The sequence below is a fragment of the Orrella sp. JC864 genome, assembly GCF_037026685.1.
Lineage (GTDB): Bacteria > Pseudomonadota > Gammaproteobacteria > Burkholderiales > Burkholderiaceae_B > Orrella.
Window position 1 is genome coordinate 119360 of sequence record NZ_JBANET010000012.1, and the last position, 16216, is coordinate 135575.

General features: G+C 68.4%; 16 protein-coding genes. 7 read left to right on the forward strand and 9 right to left on the reverse strand.

The features are described from left to right. Window positions 1–19 precede the first annotated feature (19 nt). The 7 genes from V8Z80_RS12705 to metC all read right to left on the reverse strand — a co-directional run bounded on the left by V8Z80_RS12705 (window position 20) and on the right by metC (window position 6320). The gene (locus V8Z80_RS12705) at window positions 20–928 is read right to left on the reverse strand and encodes a YihY/virulence factor BrkB family protein (protein WP_155195826.1); all 909 of its coding nucleotides are present in this window, start codon (window positions 926–928) and stop codon (window positions 20–22) included. Between the two features lie 98 nt (window positions 929–1026). After that, the gene (locus tag V8Z80_RS12710) at window positions 1027–2031 is read right to left on the reverse strand and encodes a succinylglutamate desuccinylase/aspartoacylase family protein (protein WP_336062196.1); all 1005 of its coding nucleotides are present in this window, start codon (window positions 2029–2031) and stop codon (window positions 1027–1029) included. Window positions 2032–2080: 49 nt separating this feature from the next. Next, window positions 2081–2833 carry an amino acid ABC transporter ATP-binding protein gene (locus tag V8Z80_RS12715; protein ID WP_336062197.1) on the reverse strand — a complete coding sequence of 251 codons (753 nt, stop codon included), beginning with the start codon at window positions 2831–2833 and terminating at the stop codon, window positions 2081–2083. A gap of 32 nt (window positions 2834–2865) precedes the next feature. Beyond that, window positions 2866–3525 (reverse strand): amino acid ABC transporter permease, encoded by a 660-nt coding sequence (locus V8Z80_RS12720; RefSeq protein WP_336062198.1) that lies wholly within the window; start codon window positions 3523–3525, stop codon window positions 2866–2868. Continuing rightward, window positions 3515–4174 carry an amino acid ABC transporter permease gene (locus tag V8Z80_RS12725; RefSeq protein ID WP_336062199.1) on the reverse strand — a complete coding sequence of 220 codons (660 nt, stop codon included), beginning with the start codon at window positions 4172–4174 and terminating at the stop codon, window positions 3515–3517. Before V8Z80_RS12725 ends, V8Z80_RS12720 begins: the two co-directional genes overlap by 11 nt. Before the next feature lie 22 nt (window positions 4175–4196). Further along, the gene (gene ehuB, locus V8Z80_RS12730) at window positions 4197–5084 is read right to left on the reverse strand and encodes an ectoine/hydroxyectoine ABC transporter substrate-binding protein EhuB (protein ID WP_336062200.1); all 888 of its coding nucleotides are present in this window, start codon (window positions 5082–5084) and stop codon (window positions 4197–4199) included. 72 nt (window positions 5085–5156) lie between these two features. Next, window positions 5157–6320 carry a cystathionine beta-lyase gene (metC, locus tag V8Z80_RS12735; RefSeq protein ID WP_336062201.1) on the reverse strand — a complete coding sequence of 388 codons (1164 nt, stop codon included), beginning with the start codon at window positions 6318–6320 and terminating at the stop codon, window positions 5157–5159. Between the two features lie 102 nt (window positions 6321–6422). Between metC and V8Z80_RS12740 the strand changes: the two genes are divergently transcribed. The 7 genes from V8Z80_RS12740 to V8Z80_RS12775 all read left to right on the forward strand — a co-directional run bounded on the left by V8Z80_RS12740 (window position 6423) and on the right by V8Z80_RS12775 (window position 13900). After that, window positions 6423–7334, forward strand: a complete 912-nt coding sequence (locus V8Z80_RS12740) for a LysR substrate-binding domain-containing protein (RefSeq protein WP_336062202.1) — start codon at window positions 6423–6425, stop codon at window positions 7332–7334. Window positions 7335–7628: 294 nt separating this feature from the next. Then, a complete protein-coding gene (locus tag V8Z80_RS12750; RefSeq protein WP_336062203.1) occupies window positions 7629–8336 on the forward strand; it encodes a FadR/GntR family transcriptional regulator in 708 nt (235 codons plus the stop codon). 206 nt (window positions 8337–8542) lie between these two features. Further along, on the forward strand, window positions 8543–9463 hold the full coding sequence (locus V8Z80_RS12755) for an amidohydrolase family protein (RefSeq protein ID WP_336062204.1): 921 nt from the start codon (window positions 8543–8545) through the stop codon (window positions 9461–9463). 82 nt (window positions 9464–9545) lie between these two features. Beyond that, on the forward strand, window positions 9546–10520 hold the full coding sequence (locus V8Z80_RS12760; protein WP_336062205.1) for a tripartite tricarboxylate transporter substrate binding protein: 975 nt from the start codon (window positions 9546–9548) through the stop codon (window positions 10518–10520). 13 nt (window positions 10521–10533) lie between these two features. After that, entirely contained in the window at window positions 10534–11016 is a 483-nt protein-coding gene (locus tag V8Z80_RS12765) for a tripartite tricarboxylate transporter TctB family protein (protein ID WP_155195811.1), read from the forward strand. A gap of 8 nt (window positions 11017–11024) precedes the next feature. Then, entirely contained in the window at window positions 11025–12521 is a 1497-nt protein-coding gene (locus tag V8Z80_RS12770) for a tripartite tricarboxylate transporter permease (RefSeq protein ID WP_336062206.1), read from the forward strand. Next, window positions 12518–13900: an NAD(P)H-dependent oxidoreductase gene (locus tag V8Z80_RS12775; RefSeq protein ID WP_336062207.1), complete on the forward strand. Its 1383-nt coding sequence runs from the start codon at window positions 12518–12520 to the stop codon at window positions 13898–13900. The genes V8Z80_RS12770 and V8Z80_RS12775 overlap by 4 nt, the downstream gene beginning before the upstream one ends. A gap of 176 nt (window positions 13901–14076) precedes the next feature. Here the strand turns inward: V8Z80_RS12775 and groL are convergent, their stop codons facing one another. Beyond that, window positions 14077–15720, reverse strand: a complete 1644-nt coding sequence (groL, locus tag V8Z80_RS12780) for a chaperonin GroEL (RefSeq protein WP_155195803.1) — start codon at window positions 15718–15720, stop codon at window positions 14077–14079. A 36-nt stretch (window positions 15721–15756) separates the two neighbouring features. Continuing rightward, the gene (locus tag V8Z80_RS12785) at window positions 15757–16044 is read right to left on the reverse strand and encodes a co-chaperone GroES (RefSeq protein ID WP_155195801.1); all 288 of its coding nucleotides are present in this window, start codon (window positions 16042–16044) and stop codon (window positions 15757–15759) included. Between the last annotated feature and the right edge of the window lie 172 nt (window positions 16045–16216).

Consider the following 16216-nt stretch of genomic DNA (forward strand, 5'->3'; position numbering starts at 1 on the left):
TGCGGGAGCCCGGGCGCGTTCAGGCCAGCTGGCCCGCCTGTCCGTGGGACGGATCCAGACGCGCATGCAGCTTGGCGTACTGCCGGGTGAACACCGCGCCGTAGAAGAAGATCTGCGAGGAATAGAAGATCCACAGCAGCAGGGCGATGACCGAGCCGGCCGCGCCATAGGCCGAGGCCACCGACTCGCGGCTCAGGTACAGGCCGATGCCCCACTTGCCCACGATGAACAGCAGGGCGGTGACCACCGCGCCCGGGATGACGTCGGACCAGTAGAGCTTGACGCTGGGCAGCAGCTTGTAGACCACGGCGAACAGCGCGGTGACCACGGCGAACGAGAACAGGCTGGCGATCATCGAGCCGGCCTGCGCGAAGGCCGCGTGCGACCAGAAGGCCCCGTAGTGGCGCTGGGCGGCCGCCAGGCCGGCATTGACGCTCAGCGAGATCAGTAGGAACAGGGCCAGCACCAGGATCAGCCCGAAGGCCTGCAGCCTGGCGCGCACCAGGCCCTTGATGCCGCTGGAGGCGTCGGGCGGCACTTCCCACAGCTCGTCCAGGCTGCCCTTGAGCTCGTTGAAGGCCGTGGTGGCGCTAAAGACCAGCACGCCGATGGAAATGAGCGCGGCCATGCCGCCGCTGCCCGATTCGTGGGCGCTGGCGATCACCGTCTGGACCACCTCGGCGCCGCGCTCGCCGGTCAGGTCGCGCAGCTGCCCGACCAGCTCGGCCTGCACGGCGTCCTCGCCGAAGAACACGCCGGCCACGGCGATCACCAGGATCAGCATGGGCGCCAGCGAGAACACCATGTACAGCGCCAGGGCCGCGCCCTTGCTGGACGCGCGGCGCAGCGACCAGTACCTGGCCGATTCGATCAGCAATTCCTTGACATGGCGAGGGCGCAGGAAAGTGGGGGCGAAGCGATTGGGCATGTCCGGCACGTTTGCGACGACGACCGGGCCAGTGTAGCGCCAGCGCGGCGCGCGGGCCTGTAAGCAGCTGTATGGGGGTGTGGGGGGGGAACCGGCCGCTAGAGCGGGCCGGCCAGGTTGAACAGTGCGTCGCCACGGACGCACAGGGTAGGGAAACGCCGGCACGAGACTATGCCGTCGGCCGCAAAGCGCATTGCCAGCGGCTCGCGCAGCGGATCCTGCAGACTGTGCAGATACGCGGCCAATTGGCCTTGCCGGACCGGCTCGCCCGTTTTGACCAGGGGCTCGAACAGGCCGTCCTCGGGCGCGTAGAGGGCCTGGCGCGGGCCCAGGGACTGCAACATCTGCGTGGGTCCGGCCGGCTCGCACGGCAGGGTCGGCGCGATGCCGTAGTGGCGCAGCACTCGCCGTACACCCTGTTCGGCCAGCGCCAGTCCGGCGGGATCCAGCGTGCCGCCGCCGCCCAGCTCCGTAGTCAGGGCAGGGATGCCGCGCTGGGCGGCGGCGGCATAAAGTGTGGTGGCCCCGCCGCCGGCCGAGCCGCTGGTAAATACGCTGTGCGGCGCGCCAAAGACGCGCAGCAGCGCGTCCAGCGCCTGCCGCTCGGCAGGGTCCTCGCGTCGTTGCGCGAGCGCGCTGTGGGCGTAGTCCAGCGATTTGCCGCCCGAGTGGATGTCCAGCACCACGTCGGCCATGGCGAACAGCACGCTCTCGACATAGTGGGCAAGCATCTCGGTGGGGGTACCGTTCGCCCGGCCTGGGAACAGGCGGTTCAGGTTGCCTTCGTCCAGCGGCGAGACGCGCCGTCCGGCCGCTACCGCCGGAAAGTTCAGGCTGGGAATGAGGATGACGCGCCCTTGCAGGTCCCGAGGCTGCAGCTGGCGGGCCAGGCGCATCAAGGCGATCTGGCCCTCGTACTCGTCTCCGTGATTGCCGGCTGTCAGCAGAGCCGTAGGCCCCTTGCCGTTTCGCAGGCACACCAAGGGGATTTGCAGCATGCCGTAGGCCGACAGGTCGGTGGAAATGGGCACGTGCAGGCAGCCGGACTGCTTGCCGTCCTGCTCGAAATCGACATGGGTCCAGATACGGCTTGGCACAGACATGGAAGTATCCTTGCTCGGGATCGTCGGATGCATAAGGGGGGCGGGCCGTTCAGAGCAACTGGCTCAGGAACTGGCGCGCCCGGGGATGCGAAGCGGCGGTGAAGAAGGCCTCGGGGGGCGCCTCTTCGACGATCTGTCCCGCATCCATGAAGATCACCCGGTCTGACGCGGTGCGCGCGAAACCCATCTCGTGGGTCACACAGATCATGGTCATGCCTTCCTGCGCCAGGTCGGTCATCACCTCGAGCACTTCCTTGATCATCTCCGGATCGAGCGCAGAGGTGGGCTCGTCGAACAGCATCACCTTCGGGCCCATGGCCAATGCGCGGGCGATGGCCACGCGCTGCTGCTGCCCGCCCGAGAGCTGGCCGGGATACTTGTGCTGCTGCTCGGGGATGCGCACGCGCTCCAGGTAGTGGCGGGCCACGTCCTCAGCCTGCGCGCGCGGCATGCCGCGCGCCCGGCGCAGGGCAAGCGTGCAGTTCTGCAGCACGGTCAGGTGGGGGAACAGGTTGAAGTGCTGGAACACCATGCCGATGTCGCGGCGTACCTCGTGCATGCGCGGCGTGCGGCGTTCGAGTCGCCGGCCGTTGACCTCGACGGTGCCGGCATCGTGCACTTCCAACTGGTTGATGCAGCGGATCAGGGTGGACTTGCCCGATCCCGAGGGCCCGCAGATGACCACGCGCTCGTTGCGCGCCACCGTCAGGTCCACGCTGCGCAGCGCGTGGTAGCTGCCGTACCATTTCTCCAGGCCGGCGATGCGTACTGCGGGCTGGCCGGCGTCGTTCAAAGTGTTCATAGGATCGATTTCTTGACGAAGGTTCCGTGGCGCTAGCGCCGGCCCGAGGCCAGCATGTGCATCTCCAGGCGCCGCACGAGCTGCGAGATCGCCAGGGCCAGGATCAGGAAGATCACGCCCACGGCCACCATCGGTTCGGCGTAGCGGAACGAATCCGAGCCGACCTCCAGCGCGATGCCCAGCATCTCGGGCACGGCGATCACCGCCAGGTAGGGCGTGGCCTTGAGCGCCGAGACGAAGTAGTTGCCCATGGGCGCGGCCACGTTGCGCAGCATTTGGGGGGCCAGCACGCACCAGACGATATCCAGGCGCCGCAGGCCCAGCGCGCGGCCGGCCTCGAACTGCCCGGTGTCGATGCTGTCGATGCCGCCCTTGAACACCTCGGCCAGGTAGCCGCTGTAGTAGATGGACAGGCCCAGCACGCCGGCGGCGGCCGAGGACAGGGTCAGCCCGTAGTGCGGCGCGACGAAGTAGACGAAATACAGCTGCACCAGCACCGGAGTGGAACGGATGGCGTCGATGAGAAAGCGCATCGCATAACCCATCCAGCGGTTGCTGCGGCGCAGAATCTCCAGCACGAAGCCCAGCACGGTGGCGCCCAGGCAGGCGGCCACGGTAATCCACAGGGTGGTGGGCAGGCCCTGGAGAATGATGGGCAACACCGACAGCGCGAAATCCAGTTCAAATTTCACGATTGCCCCTTTGCGGTACCTGGACCCGGCGCTCGAGATAGCGGCCGAACACCGTGGCCGGATAGCACAGGATCAGGTAGGCCAGCATCAGCGCCGTGTAGATGCCCACCGGGTTGTATTCCAGTTCGGCGATCTGCTTGGCGCGGAAGGTCATGTCCGTCAGCGTGATGAGCGAGACGATGGAGGTGCCCTTGACCAGTTGGATGAACTGGTTCACGAAGGTCGGGGTCATCGCCGCCATGGCCTGCGGCAGTTCGATCAGCACCAGGATGTGCAGGCGCCGCAGGCCCAGCGCGCGGCCGGCTTCGACCTGTCCGCTGTCCAGCGATTGCAGCGCGGCGCGCACCGCCTGGCTGCCGTAGCCGCCGATGTTCAGCCCCAGCGCCATCGCGCCCACCGTCATGGCCGACAGGCGCACGCCGAAGCTGGGCAGCGAGTAATAGAGCATGAACAGCAGGATCAGCACCGGCGAACTGCGCCAGAACTCGATCAGGCAGGTGGCGGCTAGGCGCGCGGGGCCGCGCGCGAAGTGCTGCCACACCCCCATGATCAGCGCGAAGGGCACGGCCCACAGCATGCCGTAGAGGGTAACCAGCACGGTCACGCGCAGGCCCTCCAGGATGCCGCCCAGTATGTCCAGGGTAGTCATGACGCTGGCCTCCTATGGGCCGTCAGAATTCGCCGGCGCACACCTTGGCGGTGGTCACCGCCTCGGACACGCGGTCTTCGTCGGTGAAGTTGTATTGCGCCATCAGCGTGTCGACCACGCCATCGGCCTTGAGCCGGGCCAACTGCTCGTTATAGGCCTGGCGCAGCGCATCGTCGTCCTGCCGGAAGGCGATGGCCGTGTACATCATCGAGGGCACGCCGTTACGCACCAGCCCCTTGAAAGGCACGGTGCGCTCCACGCCTTCGAGCTTGCCGTCGGCCAGCAGGCCGGCGACGCTGGGCGCCGACAGCGTGACCGCGTCCACGCGCCCGGCCATCAGGGCCGAGATCATGGCCTGGGCATCGCCCAGGTAGGTCATCTGCGAGGCCGGCACGCCCGCGTCAAGAGCGTTCCTGGAATTGAGGGTGCCGCGCCCGCCGGTCAGGCGGATCTTGGGATTGGCGATGATGTCGTCATAGCTGTGGATGTTCAGCGGATTGCCGGCCTTGACCAGCAGGCTGTCGCCCACGGCCAGGTCCGGTTCGCTGAAGATCACGGCCTTGCAGCGCTCGGGCGTGATGGCGATGCCCGAGGCCACCATGTCGAAGCGTCCGGCGTTCAGCCCCGGGATCAGCGCGCCGAATTCGGTGATGACGAAATCGATCTTGGTCACGCCCAGCGGGGCGAAGGCCGCGCGCACCAGGTCCGGGTGAAAGCCGGCGGCCTGGCCTTGCTCGTCGCGATAGCCCCAGGGATAGCGATTGTGGATGCCGATGGTCACCGACTTGTTCTTCAGGATGGTGTCCTGGGTGTCGGCGCCTTGCGCCGTCGGCAGTGCGGCGTACAACAGCGCGCAGGCCGCGCCGGTGGCGGCCGCCAGTTTTTTCCAGCTGTTCGTGGCTTGGGTCATGGTGTTCCCCTTGGTCTTTGGATGATGCACGGATGGTGCCGTCGGCGGACGGCGCATGGGTGGTTCGCGGTGCTAGCCCGCGTGCTGCGCGTAGGCGTCCAGGCCCGCGCGCAGATCCTGCCTGAGCGATTCGACGGCTTCCAGCCCGATGGACAGGCGCACCAGCGGCCGGTCGGTGGCCGGGTAGGGGCGGCTGGCCTGCAGTTCGCCAGGGTAGTAGGCCGCCAGGCTATGCACGCCGCCCCAGCTGGCGCCGATCGGAAACTGCTGCAAGGCGCCGAAGAAGGCATGGAAGGCAGCCGGCGGCGCCTCGCGCAGAACCAGCGAGAACAGGCAGCCGTAGCCGGCGTAGTCGCGTTTCCACAAGGCGTGGCCGGGATCGCTTTCCAGCGGCGGGTACATGACCTGCTCGATCTCGGGCTGCTGGGCCAGCCAGCGGGCCAGCGCCAGCGTGGCCTGGCCCTGCGCGGCCAGGCGCAGTGCGAAGGTTTCCAGGCCACGCAGCACCAGGAAGCAGTCTTCGGGGCTGACCTGCTGGCCCAGGATGCTTTGCGTCTCGCGCAGCACCGCGTAGTGCTCGGCGTCGTTGGTGCTGACCGAGCCCATCAGCACGTCGGAATGTCCGCTGAAGAACTTGGTGGCAGCCTCGACGCTGAAGTCCACGCCGTGGGCCAGCGGACGAAAGCCCAGCGGGCTGGCCCAGGTGTTGTCCATCATGGTCAGCACACCGCGGCGGCGCGCCACGGCGGCGATGGCCGGCACGTCGGCCATTTCCATGGTCAGCGAGCCGGGCGCCTCCAGGCAGATCAGCCGCGTGTTGGGACGGATCAGGGCCTCTACGTCGGCGCCCAGCGTGGGCCGGTAGAGTTCGACCTGCACGCCCATCTGCGCCAGCCAGCGCTGGCAAAACGCCAGTAGCGAGCCATAGCAAGCGGCCGAAACCAGCACGTGGTCGCCGCCGCGCACGAAGGCCATCACTGTCGTCATCAGGGCGGCCGCGCCCGAGGGCGTGACCACGCAGTGGCGGGCCTGCTCCAGTTCGGCGATGCGGGTCTCGAGCAGGCGGGCCGTGGGCGTGCCGGTGATGCCGTAGCTGTAGCCGTCGGGTTGGCGCTGCTTGCGCTCCACGAAGTCGTCCAGCGTGTCGAACACCACGGTGGAGGCGCGCCAGACGGCGGGCGAAAGGCTGGCGAAGGGGGGCGAGGCGGACCCGGCGTCACGGGTGGGAAGGCTCATGGCGGTGCGGCAAGCGGCAAAGTCATCGATGTGGCAAGTTTGCGTGGCCCGCCATATCATTTCAACAATCAAGTCTAATAAATCAATAAGTGGTACTTATACGTGGACATGCGCGACATCCAGATCTTCCGGGCCGTGATGCAGGCCGGCACCACCAGCAAGGCGGCCGTGCTGCTGGGCATCTCGCAGCCAGCCGTCAGCCAGGCCATCCGGCGGCTCGAGACCGACTCCGAACTGCGCCTGTTCGACCGGGTGCGCAGCCGGCTGGTGCCCACGCAGGAAGCCGAGGCGCTCAAGGTCGAGGTGGATCGCTGCTTTGCCGGCTTCGAGATGATCGAGCACCGCATCCGCAGCCTGAAGTCCTTCGGGGTGGGGCGATTGGCCATCGGCTCTCTGCCGGCCCTGGGCATGGGCTTCATGCCGCGCGCCATCGCGGCCTTCGAGCTGGGGCCGCGCCGCATCCAGCTGTCGTTCCAGATCATGAGCTCGCGCGAGGTGCTGCAGCAGGTCACCGCCGGGCAGTTGGACTTCGGTCTGATGGCTGACGAGATATCGGTGGCCGGGTTGGAACACTCGCCCTTCATCCAGCAGCCTGGCGTAGTGGCAATGCCGGCGCGCCATCCGCTGGCCCGCAAGGCCATCATCGAGCCGCAGGACCTGTGCGAGTATCCTTTTCTTGCGCTCAACCCGGAGGACGCCAGCCGGCGCCGCCTGGAGACGGCCATGGCCGAGCGCGGGCTGGCGCTGCGGCCGGTGCTCGAGACGCCCTATGCCTTCTCGGTGTGCGAGTTCGCCAGGCGCGGGCTGGGCATCGGCCTGATCCATCCGGTCACCGCCGTGGACTACCTGAGCCGCGGCGTGAAGATCAAGCGCCTGTCCATCGACGTGATGTTCCGTTCATTACTGGTTTTCCGGCCCGGACGGCCCTTGTCTTTGAATGCGCAGGAGCTGCTGCGGACCATGCGCATCCAGGCAGCTAAGGATCTGCGCCTGATCGAAACCGCGCTGAAGTAGGGGGCTGGCCATGGAGCTGCGATAACTGCACTATCTCGTCCGTGTGGCCGAACTGGGTAGCATCGGCAAGGCTATTCGCTGTTGTGGTCGCTGCCAGGCGTGATCGTCTCGCCGCATAGCGCGGGTTTTTCCGGTGGGAATGCGGATAGGGTGCGTGAAATATTCCTGGAAAACTTGGCGCGATGGGAGCGCGGTGCGCCACTGCGCAACCGCCTGTCGACATAGCCCGCGCCACCGCCGGGCCGTCCTTGTATGATGATGCGCCCAACGACAAGGAACGGTACAGGCACCGTTGTGAAAGTTCTTCCCCCGCACCGCATCGCGCCGACGCCATCGCTGACCGACCAGTTGGCCCAGGCCTTGCTGGCGCGCATCGCGCGGGGCGAGCTGGCGCCGGGTGACCGCCTGCCCTCGGAAGTGCGGCTGGTCGAGGAGTTCGGCGTCAGCCGCACCGTGGTGCGCGAGGCGCTCTCGCGGCTCAAGAGCGAGGGCGCGGTGCAGGGACGCCAGGGCAGCGGGGTGTACGTGACCGAGCAGGCGCGCCTGCGGCCGCTGCGCATCGAGGCGGCCACGCTGGCCTCGGCGCATGCCATGTCCAGCATCATCGAGCTGCGCCGCGCGCTGGAGGTCGAAGGCGCGGCGCTGGCCGCGGCGCGGGCCACGCCGGCGCAGCTGCAGCACATCGAGGCGGCCGCGCAGGCGGTGCTCGAGGCGCTGCAGGCAGGGCGGGGCGTGGTGCCTGCCGACATCGCCTTTCACCGGGCCATCGCGCAGGCCAGCGGCAACCCCTTCATCGTGCAGACGCTGGATTTCTACAGCCAGTTCCAGCTCTCGGCGGCGCAGTCCGGCCATGCGCCGGCACCGCGCCAGGCGCAGCGCATCGGGGCCGAGCACCAGGCCATCGTGCAGGCCTTGCGCCTGGCCCAGCCCCGGCGCGCCGCCGATGCCGTGCGGCGCCATCTGCGTAACGAGGCGCAGCGCGAGGCCGGGGCGGGCCACTGAGGCCCTGTCCGGCGCCTCCGCCCACGCGCAATGCGTCCCGGCGTCAGGGCCGGCCGCGCCCATTTAGCGTAAACCCTAGCGGGGGCTAAAGTGCTCATGTTGTAGTATTACCTGATAATCAAGAAAGACGCAGCGCGGCCCGCGCACGGCCCTGGAACGCCTCCAGGCCTGCCGGCATGCCGGCGCGCAGGACGGAGACAGGCAGCGTGCAAGAAGGTCTTTGGCAAGGGCCCGTGGTCGATGCCCACCACCATTTCTGGGACCCCACGGAAAACCTCTATCCCTGGCTCGAGCCCGGCGTGACGGTGCCGCACCGCTATGGCGAATACGAGGCGATCAAGCGCCGCTACGATCCCGAGGACTATCGGCGCGACACCCAGGGCCATGACGTGGTCGAGTCGGTCTACGTCGAGGCCGAGTGGAGCCCGGACGATCCCATCGGCGAGACCCGCTACGTGCACGGCCTGGCCCGGCGCTACGGCTATCCGCATGCCGTGGTGGCCCAGGCCTGGCTGCATCACGATGACGCGGCCCACGTGCTGGCGCAGCAGGCGGCCTTCCCGCTGGTGCGCAGCGTGCGGCACAAGCCCGGCGGCCCGGCGCGCCCCCAGGACGTGGGCGGCGAGCGCACCCTGATGTCGGACGAGCGCTGGCGGCGCGGCTACGCGGCGCTGCAGGCGCACGGCCTGCACTTCGACCTGCAGACGCCCTGGTGGAACCTGCACGAGGCCGTGGCGCTGGCACGCGACTTTCCCGGCGTCACGATCATCCTGAACCACGCCGGCCTGCCCACGGACCGCAGCCCCGAAGGCCTGGCCGGCTGGCGCGAGGCGATGGCGGCGCTGGCCGGGCAGCCCAACACGGCGGTGAAGATCTCGGGGCTGGGCATGCGCGGCAAGCCCTGGACGGTAGAAGACAACGGCCCGATCGTGCGCGACATCGTGGCCATGTTCGGGGCGCAGCGCGCCATGTTCGCCAGCAATTTCCCGGTCGATGGCCTGTGCGCCAGCTTCGACACGATTTTCACGGGCTTCAAGCGCATCGTCGCGGACCTGCCCGATGCGCAGCAGCAGGCGCTGTTCTGCGGCACGGCGCGGCGCCTGTATCGCACCCAGCCGGCTGCCTGAGCCGGCCCCAGCGCGCCGGCGGCTGCCGGCGCGACCTCGGCAACCACCAGGGCGACAGACCCTGACACAGGGAGACAAGACCATGTTCCTGCAACGATCCTTGCGCGCGGCGCTGGCCGTCATGACGCTGGCCGCGGCCGGCACCGCCTTGCCGGCCGCGGCGGCCGACTACCCGTCCCGGCCGATCTCCATCATCGTGCCTTACCCCGCTGGCGGCGGGGCCGACCAGGCCGCCCGCACGCTGGCCACGATGCTGGAGAAGGAGCTGGGCCAGCCCGTGAACGTGGTCAACCGCGGCGGCGGCGCGGCGGTGCCCGGCACCATGGCGGTGTCCAAGGCGCGTCCGGACGGCTATACGCTGGGCGTGATCACCAGCGACATCAGCCTGTACAAGCCGCAGGGCCTGGCCGACCTGAGCTACGAGGACGTCACGCCCATCAGCCAGACCACGCAGATCGCCGCCGGCGTGAACGTGGTCGCCAACGCCCCCTACAAGACCATGCAGGACCTGATGCAGGCCATCAAGGACCAGCCCGGGCAGCTCAAGGCCACCGGCGCGGCGCCCGGCGTGAACTGGCACGTGGCCTTCCTGGGCCTGATGATGGACCAGGGCCTGGATCCCGCCACGGTGATCTGGGTGCCCACGCAGGGCGGCACCGCCGGCCACCTGGACGTGGCGGCGGGCAACTCCACCTTTTCTACGGCCTCGATGGCCGAGGCCCGCGCCCTGATCGAGGCGGGCAAGATCCGCCCGCTGGCGGTAATGGCCGACACGCGGCTGGAGATGTTCCCGGACGTGCCCACGCTCAAGGAGGCCGTCGGTTCGGAGTGGACCTACGCGCTGTGGCATGGCCTGGTCGGCCCCAAGGACTTGCCCGAGGACGTCATGGCCAGGCTGGCGCCGGCGATCCAGAAAGTCGTGCAAAGCGATGCCTTCAAGCAGTCGCTGCAGGAGCGGGGCTTTCAGGTGGTGGGCCGCGCGGGCGACGAGTTCCGCGACTTCATGGCCGCCGACCTGAAGACCATGACCGAGGTGCTGGGGCAGATCAAGAAATAAGGGGAAGGCGCTCATGCGAGTCGGCGATGCGGTCCTGGGCCTGATGAGCCTGCTGCTCGGCGCCCTGGTGCTCTGGCACGTGCGGGGCTTTCCGGAGGTGCCGGGCCATTACTTCGGGCCGGGGCTGTTTCCCTCGGCCATCGCGGCCGGTTTCGTGCTGGCCGGCGTGCTGCTGATGGTGCGCGGTGCGCGCCGGCGCCGGGCCGCCCCCGATCCCGACGGCCAGCCTGCGGCGGCGCGCACCGGCGCCCACGGCATGGCCGGGGCGGCGTTGGCGGTGGGCGCCATCCTGGCCTTCATCTTCCTGGGCGAGACGGTCGGTTTCCAGCTCCTGGCCCTGGCCACGCTGTCGGCCTTCTATCTTTGGGCCGGCCGGCGCTGGCTGGAGATCCTGCTGCTGCCGCTGCTGCTGACCCTGGCCTTGGACCTGCTGTTCGGCCGGCTGCTGCGCGTGCCGCTGCCGGCCGGCTGGCTGTCGGGCCATCTGTTCTGGTAGGGGCGGACATGGACGCATTCCTTGCCGCGCTGGCGCTGGTGCTGCAAACCGAGACGCTGCTCTCGCTGGTGCTGGCCGCGCTGTTCGGTTTTTTGGTGGGCGTGCTGCCGGGGGTGACCGCCACCATGGCGGTCGCCCTCATGGTGCCCGTCACCTTCCTGCTGAGCCCGCTGGCGGCCATCGCTTCCATCGTCGCGGCCTCGGCCATGGTGATCTTTGCCGGGGACGTGCCCGGCGCCCTGCTGCGCATTCCCGGCACGCCGGCCTCGGCCGCCTATGTGGAGGACGCCTACCGGCTCACCCGGCAGGGCCGGGCAGGCTACGTGCTGGGCGTGGGCGCGGTCTGCTCGGTCATCGGCGGCGTGTTCAGCACCCTCGTGCTGATGCTGGCCGCCCCCGCGCTGGCCGACGTGGCGCTGCAGTTCAGCGTGTTCGAGTTCTTCTGGCTGAGCGCGCTGGGGCTCAGTTGCGCGGTCTTCGTGGCCGGCAACGATCCGCTCAAGGGCATGGTCTCGCTGCTGATCGGCCTGCTGATCGCCACCGTGGGCATGGACTACTCCACCGGCCATCCGCGTTTTACCTTCGGCAACGTCGCCCTGCTCGAAGGGGTGTCCTTCATCCCTGCGCTGATCGGCATGTTCGCCCTGCCCGAGATCCTGCGCGCCATGCTGGCCGGGCGCGCGCAGCCGCCGGCCCCGGCCATGAAGCCGGGAACGCCCTGGCGCGACATCGGCCATACCGTGGTCCGCGAGCGCAACAACATCGGCCGCAGCAGCGTGCTGGGGTCGGCCATCGGCGTGCTGCCCGGGGCCAGCGCCGACATCGCCTCGTGGATTTCGTTCGCCGTGGCCAAGCGCTTTTCGCGCCAGCCCGGAAAGTGGGGCACCGGCCATGTCGAGGGCATCGTGGCCGGCAGCTCCGCCAACAACTCGGCCCTGGGGTCGGCATGGATCCCCGCGCTGGTCTTCGCCATTCCCGGCGACACCATCACCGCCATCGCCATCGGCGTGCTGTACCTGAAGGGCATGAACCCGGGGCCCACGGTGTTCGTGGAGAACGCCGACCTGGTGTATGCCGTGTTCATCGTCTTCCTGCTGGCCAACCTGCTGCTGCTGCCTTTCGGCTGGCTGGCCATCCGTATCGCCCGGGTGGTGCTGGCCGTGCCGCGCCAGCTGATCATGCCGGCGCTGCTGGTGCTGGCCATCGTCGGTGCCTTCGCCATCAACAACGACGCCACCGGCATCGTGGTCATGCTCTGCCTGGGCCTGCTGGCGTATTTCCTGGAAGCGCACGGCTTTCCGGTGGCGCCCATCGTGCTGGGCATCGTGCTGGGCAAGATCGTCGAGCAGAACCTGATACAGGCCCTGATCAGCACCCAGGGCAGCCTGGCCGGCTTCTTCGAGCGGCCCATCGCCGGCACGCTGGGCGTGCTGACCGTGCTGGTGTGGTGCTATCCATTGCTGCGCGCCGTGCTGCGGCGGCTGCGCGCCCGGGAGCAAGCATGAACCTGCATCGCTATTTCCAGGAAGTGACCGTGCCGGTGCAGACCTGCGTGGTCGGCGTGGGCGATTTCGGCCGCAGCTTCCTGGCGCAAGGCTTGCGCGTGCCGCGCATGCGCGCGCGCATCGGCATCGACCTGGACGCGCAGGCGGTGGCGCAGGTGTTCGCCAGCCTGGGCGTGCCGCCCGAACGCATCCGCGTCTGCCGCGACGCCGGACAGGCCCGCCAGGCCTGGGAGCAGGATTGCTTCATCGCCGCCTCGGACCTGTCCGCGGTGCTGGCCCTGCCCATCGACGTGGTGGTCGAGGCCACCGGCCATCCCGAGGCCGGCGCGCGCCACGCGCTGATGGCGGTACAGGCCGACAAGCACGTGGCGCTGGTCACCAAGGAAGTCGACAGCGTGGCCGGCCCCATCCTGGCGCACCTGGCCGCCCAGCGCGGCAAGGTGGTCACGCCGGTGGACGGCGACCAGCCCAGCCTGCTGATCGGCTTGGTCAGCTGGGCGCGTGAACTGGGCTTCGAGATCGTGGCGGCGGGCAAGTCCAGCGAATACGACATGGTGTTCGATCCGGCCAGCGAGACCATCGAAAGCAATGGGCGGCGCGTCGCCGTGCCGGGCTTTGCCCCCTGGTTCGCGCCCGCGCATGCCGCGCCGGCCGAAGCGGCCCGGGCGCGGGCCGAACTGGCGCGCGCCTTGCCGCAGCGCGCCGTGCCCGACCTGTGCGAATTGACCGTGGTGGCCAATGCCACGGGCCTGCTGCCCGATACGCCGGCGCTGCATGCGCCCATCGCCCGCATCGCCGAAGTGCCGGACCTGCTGGCCCCGCGCGAGCGCGGCGGGCTGCTGTCGGGCGCCGGACGGCTGGACGTGTTCCATTGCCTGCGCACCGCGGACCAGCTGAGCTTTGCCGGCGGGGTGTTCGTCATCGTGCGCTGCGAGGACCGCGAGACCTGGGAGATGCTGCGCGGCAAGGGCCACGTGCTCGGCCGCGATGCGAGCCTGGCGCTGCTGTACCTGCCGCGCCACCTGCTGGGTCTGGAGGCGGCCACCAGCATCATCGCCGCGGCCATGGGCGTGTCCACCGGCGCCATCGCGCCGCGCCCGCACGTGGACGTGGTGGCCCGCGCCAGCGCCGACCTGCCGGCCGGCACGGTGCTGCGCGCCTACGGCCACCATCATTCCATCGACGACGTGGCCGGCGAAATGCTGCCGGCCGCGCCGCTGGGCGATGATACGCCCGTGCCCTACTACCTGGTGGCCGACCGGCCGCTGCGCCGCCCCGTGGCGCGCGGGCGCTATATCGTGCAAGCCGACCTGGAGTTCGATCCCGGTTCCGTGCTGCTGGACTTGCGGCGGCAGCAGGACGCCTTGTTCTTCGGATAGGGAACGTCTCTTCCAAGACAGCCCCACGCTGGGCCTGACGGCTGAACTGACCCCCAGGGGGGCGCTTTTTGCCTTGGGGCGGCCCGGCGGCAAAAAAAAACCGCGCACCCTGGGGTGCGCGGTTTCTGCCTGGCAAGGGCGCCGGCCCGGCAAGCCAGACCGGCGGGGCAGGGATCTTAGAAATCCATGCCGCCCATGCCGCCCATGCCACCGGGCATGCCGGCGGGGGCTGCGGGCTTCTCTTCGGCCAGTTCGACCACGGCGGCCTCGGCCGTCAGCAGCAGGCTGGCCACCGAAGCGGCGTTCTGCAGGGCGGTGCGGGTCACCTTGGTGGGGTCCAGCACGCCTTGCTCGACCAGGTCCTGGTACTCGCCGGTCGCGGCGTTGTAGCCGTAGTTGCCCTTGCCCTTGAGCACGGTGTCGACCACCACGCTGGCTTCTTCGCCGGCGTTGGTGACGATGGTGCGCAGGGGCTCTTCGACGGCGCGCAGCACCAGCTTGATGCCGGCGTTCTGGTCAGCGGTCTCGCCCTTGAGGTCGGCGATGGCTTGCTTGGCACGCAGCAGGGCCACGCCGCCGCCAGCCACCACGCCTTCTTCCACCGCGGCACGGGTCGCGTGCAGGGCGTCCTCGACGCGGGCCTTCTTTTCCTTCATTTCGACTTCGGTGGCGGCACCGACGCGGATCACGGCAACGCCGCCGGCCAGCTTGGCCACGCGCTCTTGCAGCTTCTCGCGGTCGTAGTCGGAAGTGGCTTCCTCGATCTGCACGCGGATCTGCTTGACGCGGGCTTCGATCGACTTGCCGTCGCCGGCGCCGTCGATGATGGTGGTGTTTTCCTTGCCCACTTCGACGCGCTTGGCCTGGCCCAGCTCGGCCAGGGTGGCCTTCTCGAGCGACAGGCCGGTCTCTTCCGAGATCACGGTGCCGCCGGTCAGGATGGCGATGTCTTCCAGCATGGCCTTGCGGCGGTCGCCAAAGCCCGGGGCCTTGACGGCGGTGGTCTTCAGGATGCCGCGGATGTTGTTCACCACCAGGGTGGCCAGGGCTTCGCCCTCGACGTCCTCGGCGATGATCAGCAGCGGACGGCTGGACTTGGCCACTTGCTCGAGCACCGGCAGCAGGTCGCGGATGTTGCTGATCTTCTTGTCGAAGATCAGGATGTACGGGTCATCCAGCGCGGCGACTTGCTTCTCGGGGTTGTTGATGAAGTAGGGCGACAGGTAGCCGCGGTCGAACTGCATGCCTTCGACGACGTCCAGCTCGTTTTCCAGCGACTTGCCGTCCTCGACGGTGATGACGCCTTCCTTGCCCACCTTGTCCATCGCGTCGGCGATGATCTGGCCGATCGAGCTGTCGCTGTTGGCCGAGATCGAGCCCACCTGGGCGATTTCCTTGCTGGTGGTGACCGGCTTGCTTTGCTTTTGCAGCTCGGCCACGGCGGCGGCCACGGCCTTGTCGATGCCGCGCTTGAGGTCGATGGGGTTGAAACCGGCGGCCACGTACTTCAGGCCTTCCTGCACGATGGCCTGGGCCAGCACGGTGGCGGTGGTGGTGCCGTCACCGGCGTTGTCGCTGGTCTTGGAGGCCACGTCCTTCACCAGCTGGGCGCCGATGTTCTCGAACTTGTCCTTCAGTTCGATTTCCTTGGCGACGGACACGCCGTCCTTGGTCACCGTGGGGGCGCCGAAGGAGCGCTCGAGCACCACGTTGCGGCCCTTGGGGCCCAGGGTCGTCTTGACGGCGTTGGCCAGGACGTTGACGCCGCGGACGATGCGCACGCGGGCGTCATCGCCGAACAGAACTTGCTTGGCAGCCATGTGTAGCTTCCTTTGAGAATTCGGTTGATTCGGGGATTACTGGATCACGGCGAGGATCTCGTCCTCGCGGATGACGAGCAGTTCCTCGCCATCGACCTTGACGGCCTGGCCGGCATACTTGCCGAAGAGCACCTTGTCGCCGACCTTCAGGTCGACCGGCAGCACCTTGCCATCTTCCGTCTTCTTGCCGGGGCCGACGGCCAGCACTTCGCCCTGGTCGGGCTTCTCAGCCGCGCTGTCAGGGATGACGATGCCCGAGGCAGTTTTGCGCTCGTTGTCCAGGCGCTTGATGATCACACGATCATGCAGGGGACGCAGGGCCATGAAGGAACTCCTGTTTTTTCAATGAGTTAGGTTGAAAGTCTGGCAAGGGCGCGAGCCAGTGTTAGCACTCGCCGCCATTGAGTGCTAATTATAGGGATGCAGAGGGGAGGTTCAAGGGGGGTGTTACAAATTCGGGGAGGGGGGCGGAGTCTAGGCGGTCCGATAGGGCGGG

Bases quoted from the DNA above. Each gene is read 5' to 3' on its own strand.
- V8Z80_RS12705 (WP_155195826.1), bottom strand. From the start codon at position 928: ATGCCCAATCGCTTCGCCCCCACTTTCCTGCGCCCTCGCCATGTCAAG.
- V8Z80_RS12710 (WP_336062196.1), bottom strand. From the start codon at position 2,031: ATGTCTGTGCCAAGCCGTATCTGGACCCATGTCGATTTCGAGCAGGAC.
- V8Z80_RS12715 (WP_336062197.1), bottom strand. From the start codon at position 2,833: ATGAACACTTTGAACGACGCCGGCCAGCCCGCAGTACGCATCGCCGGC.
- V8Z80_RS12725 (WP_336062199.1), bottom strand. From the start codon at position 4,174: ATGACTACCCTGGACATACTGGGCGGCATCCTGGAGGGCCTGCGCGTG.
- ehuB (WP_336062200.1), bottom strand. From the start codon at position 5,084: ATGACCCAAGCCACGAACAGCTGGAAAAAACTGGCGGCCGCCACCGGC.
- metC (WP_336062201.1), bottom strand. From the start codon at position 6,320: ATGAGCCTTCCCACCCGTGACGCCGGGTCCGCCTCGCCCCCCTTCGCC.
- V8Z80_RS12760 (WP_336062205.1), top strand. From the start codon at position 9,546: ATGTTCCTGCAACGATCCTTGCGCGCGGCGCTGGCCGTCATGACGCTG.
- V8Z80_RS12765 (WP_155195811.1), top strand. From the start codon at position 10,534: ATGCGAGTCGGCGATGCGGTCCTGGGCCTGATGAGCCTGCTGCTCGGC.
- V8Z80_RS12770 (WP_336062206.1), top strand. From the start codon at position 11,025: ATGGACGCATTCCTTGCCGCGCTGGCGCTGGTGCTGCAAACCGAGACG.
- V8Z80_RS12775 (WP_336062207.1), top strand. From the start codon at position 12,518: ATGAACCTGCATCGCTATTTCCAGGAAGTGACCGTGCCGGTGCAGACC.
- groL (WP_155195803.1), bottom strand. From the start codon at position 15,720: ATGGCTGCCAAGCAAGTTCTGTTCGGCGATGACGCCCGCGTGCGCATC.
- V8Z80_RS12785 (WP_155195801.1), bottom strand. From the start codon at position 16,044: ATGGCCCTGCGTCCCCTGCATGATCGTGTGATCATCAAGCGCCTGGAC.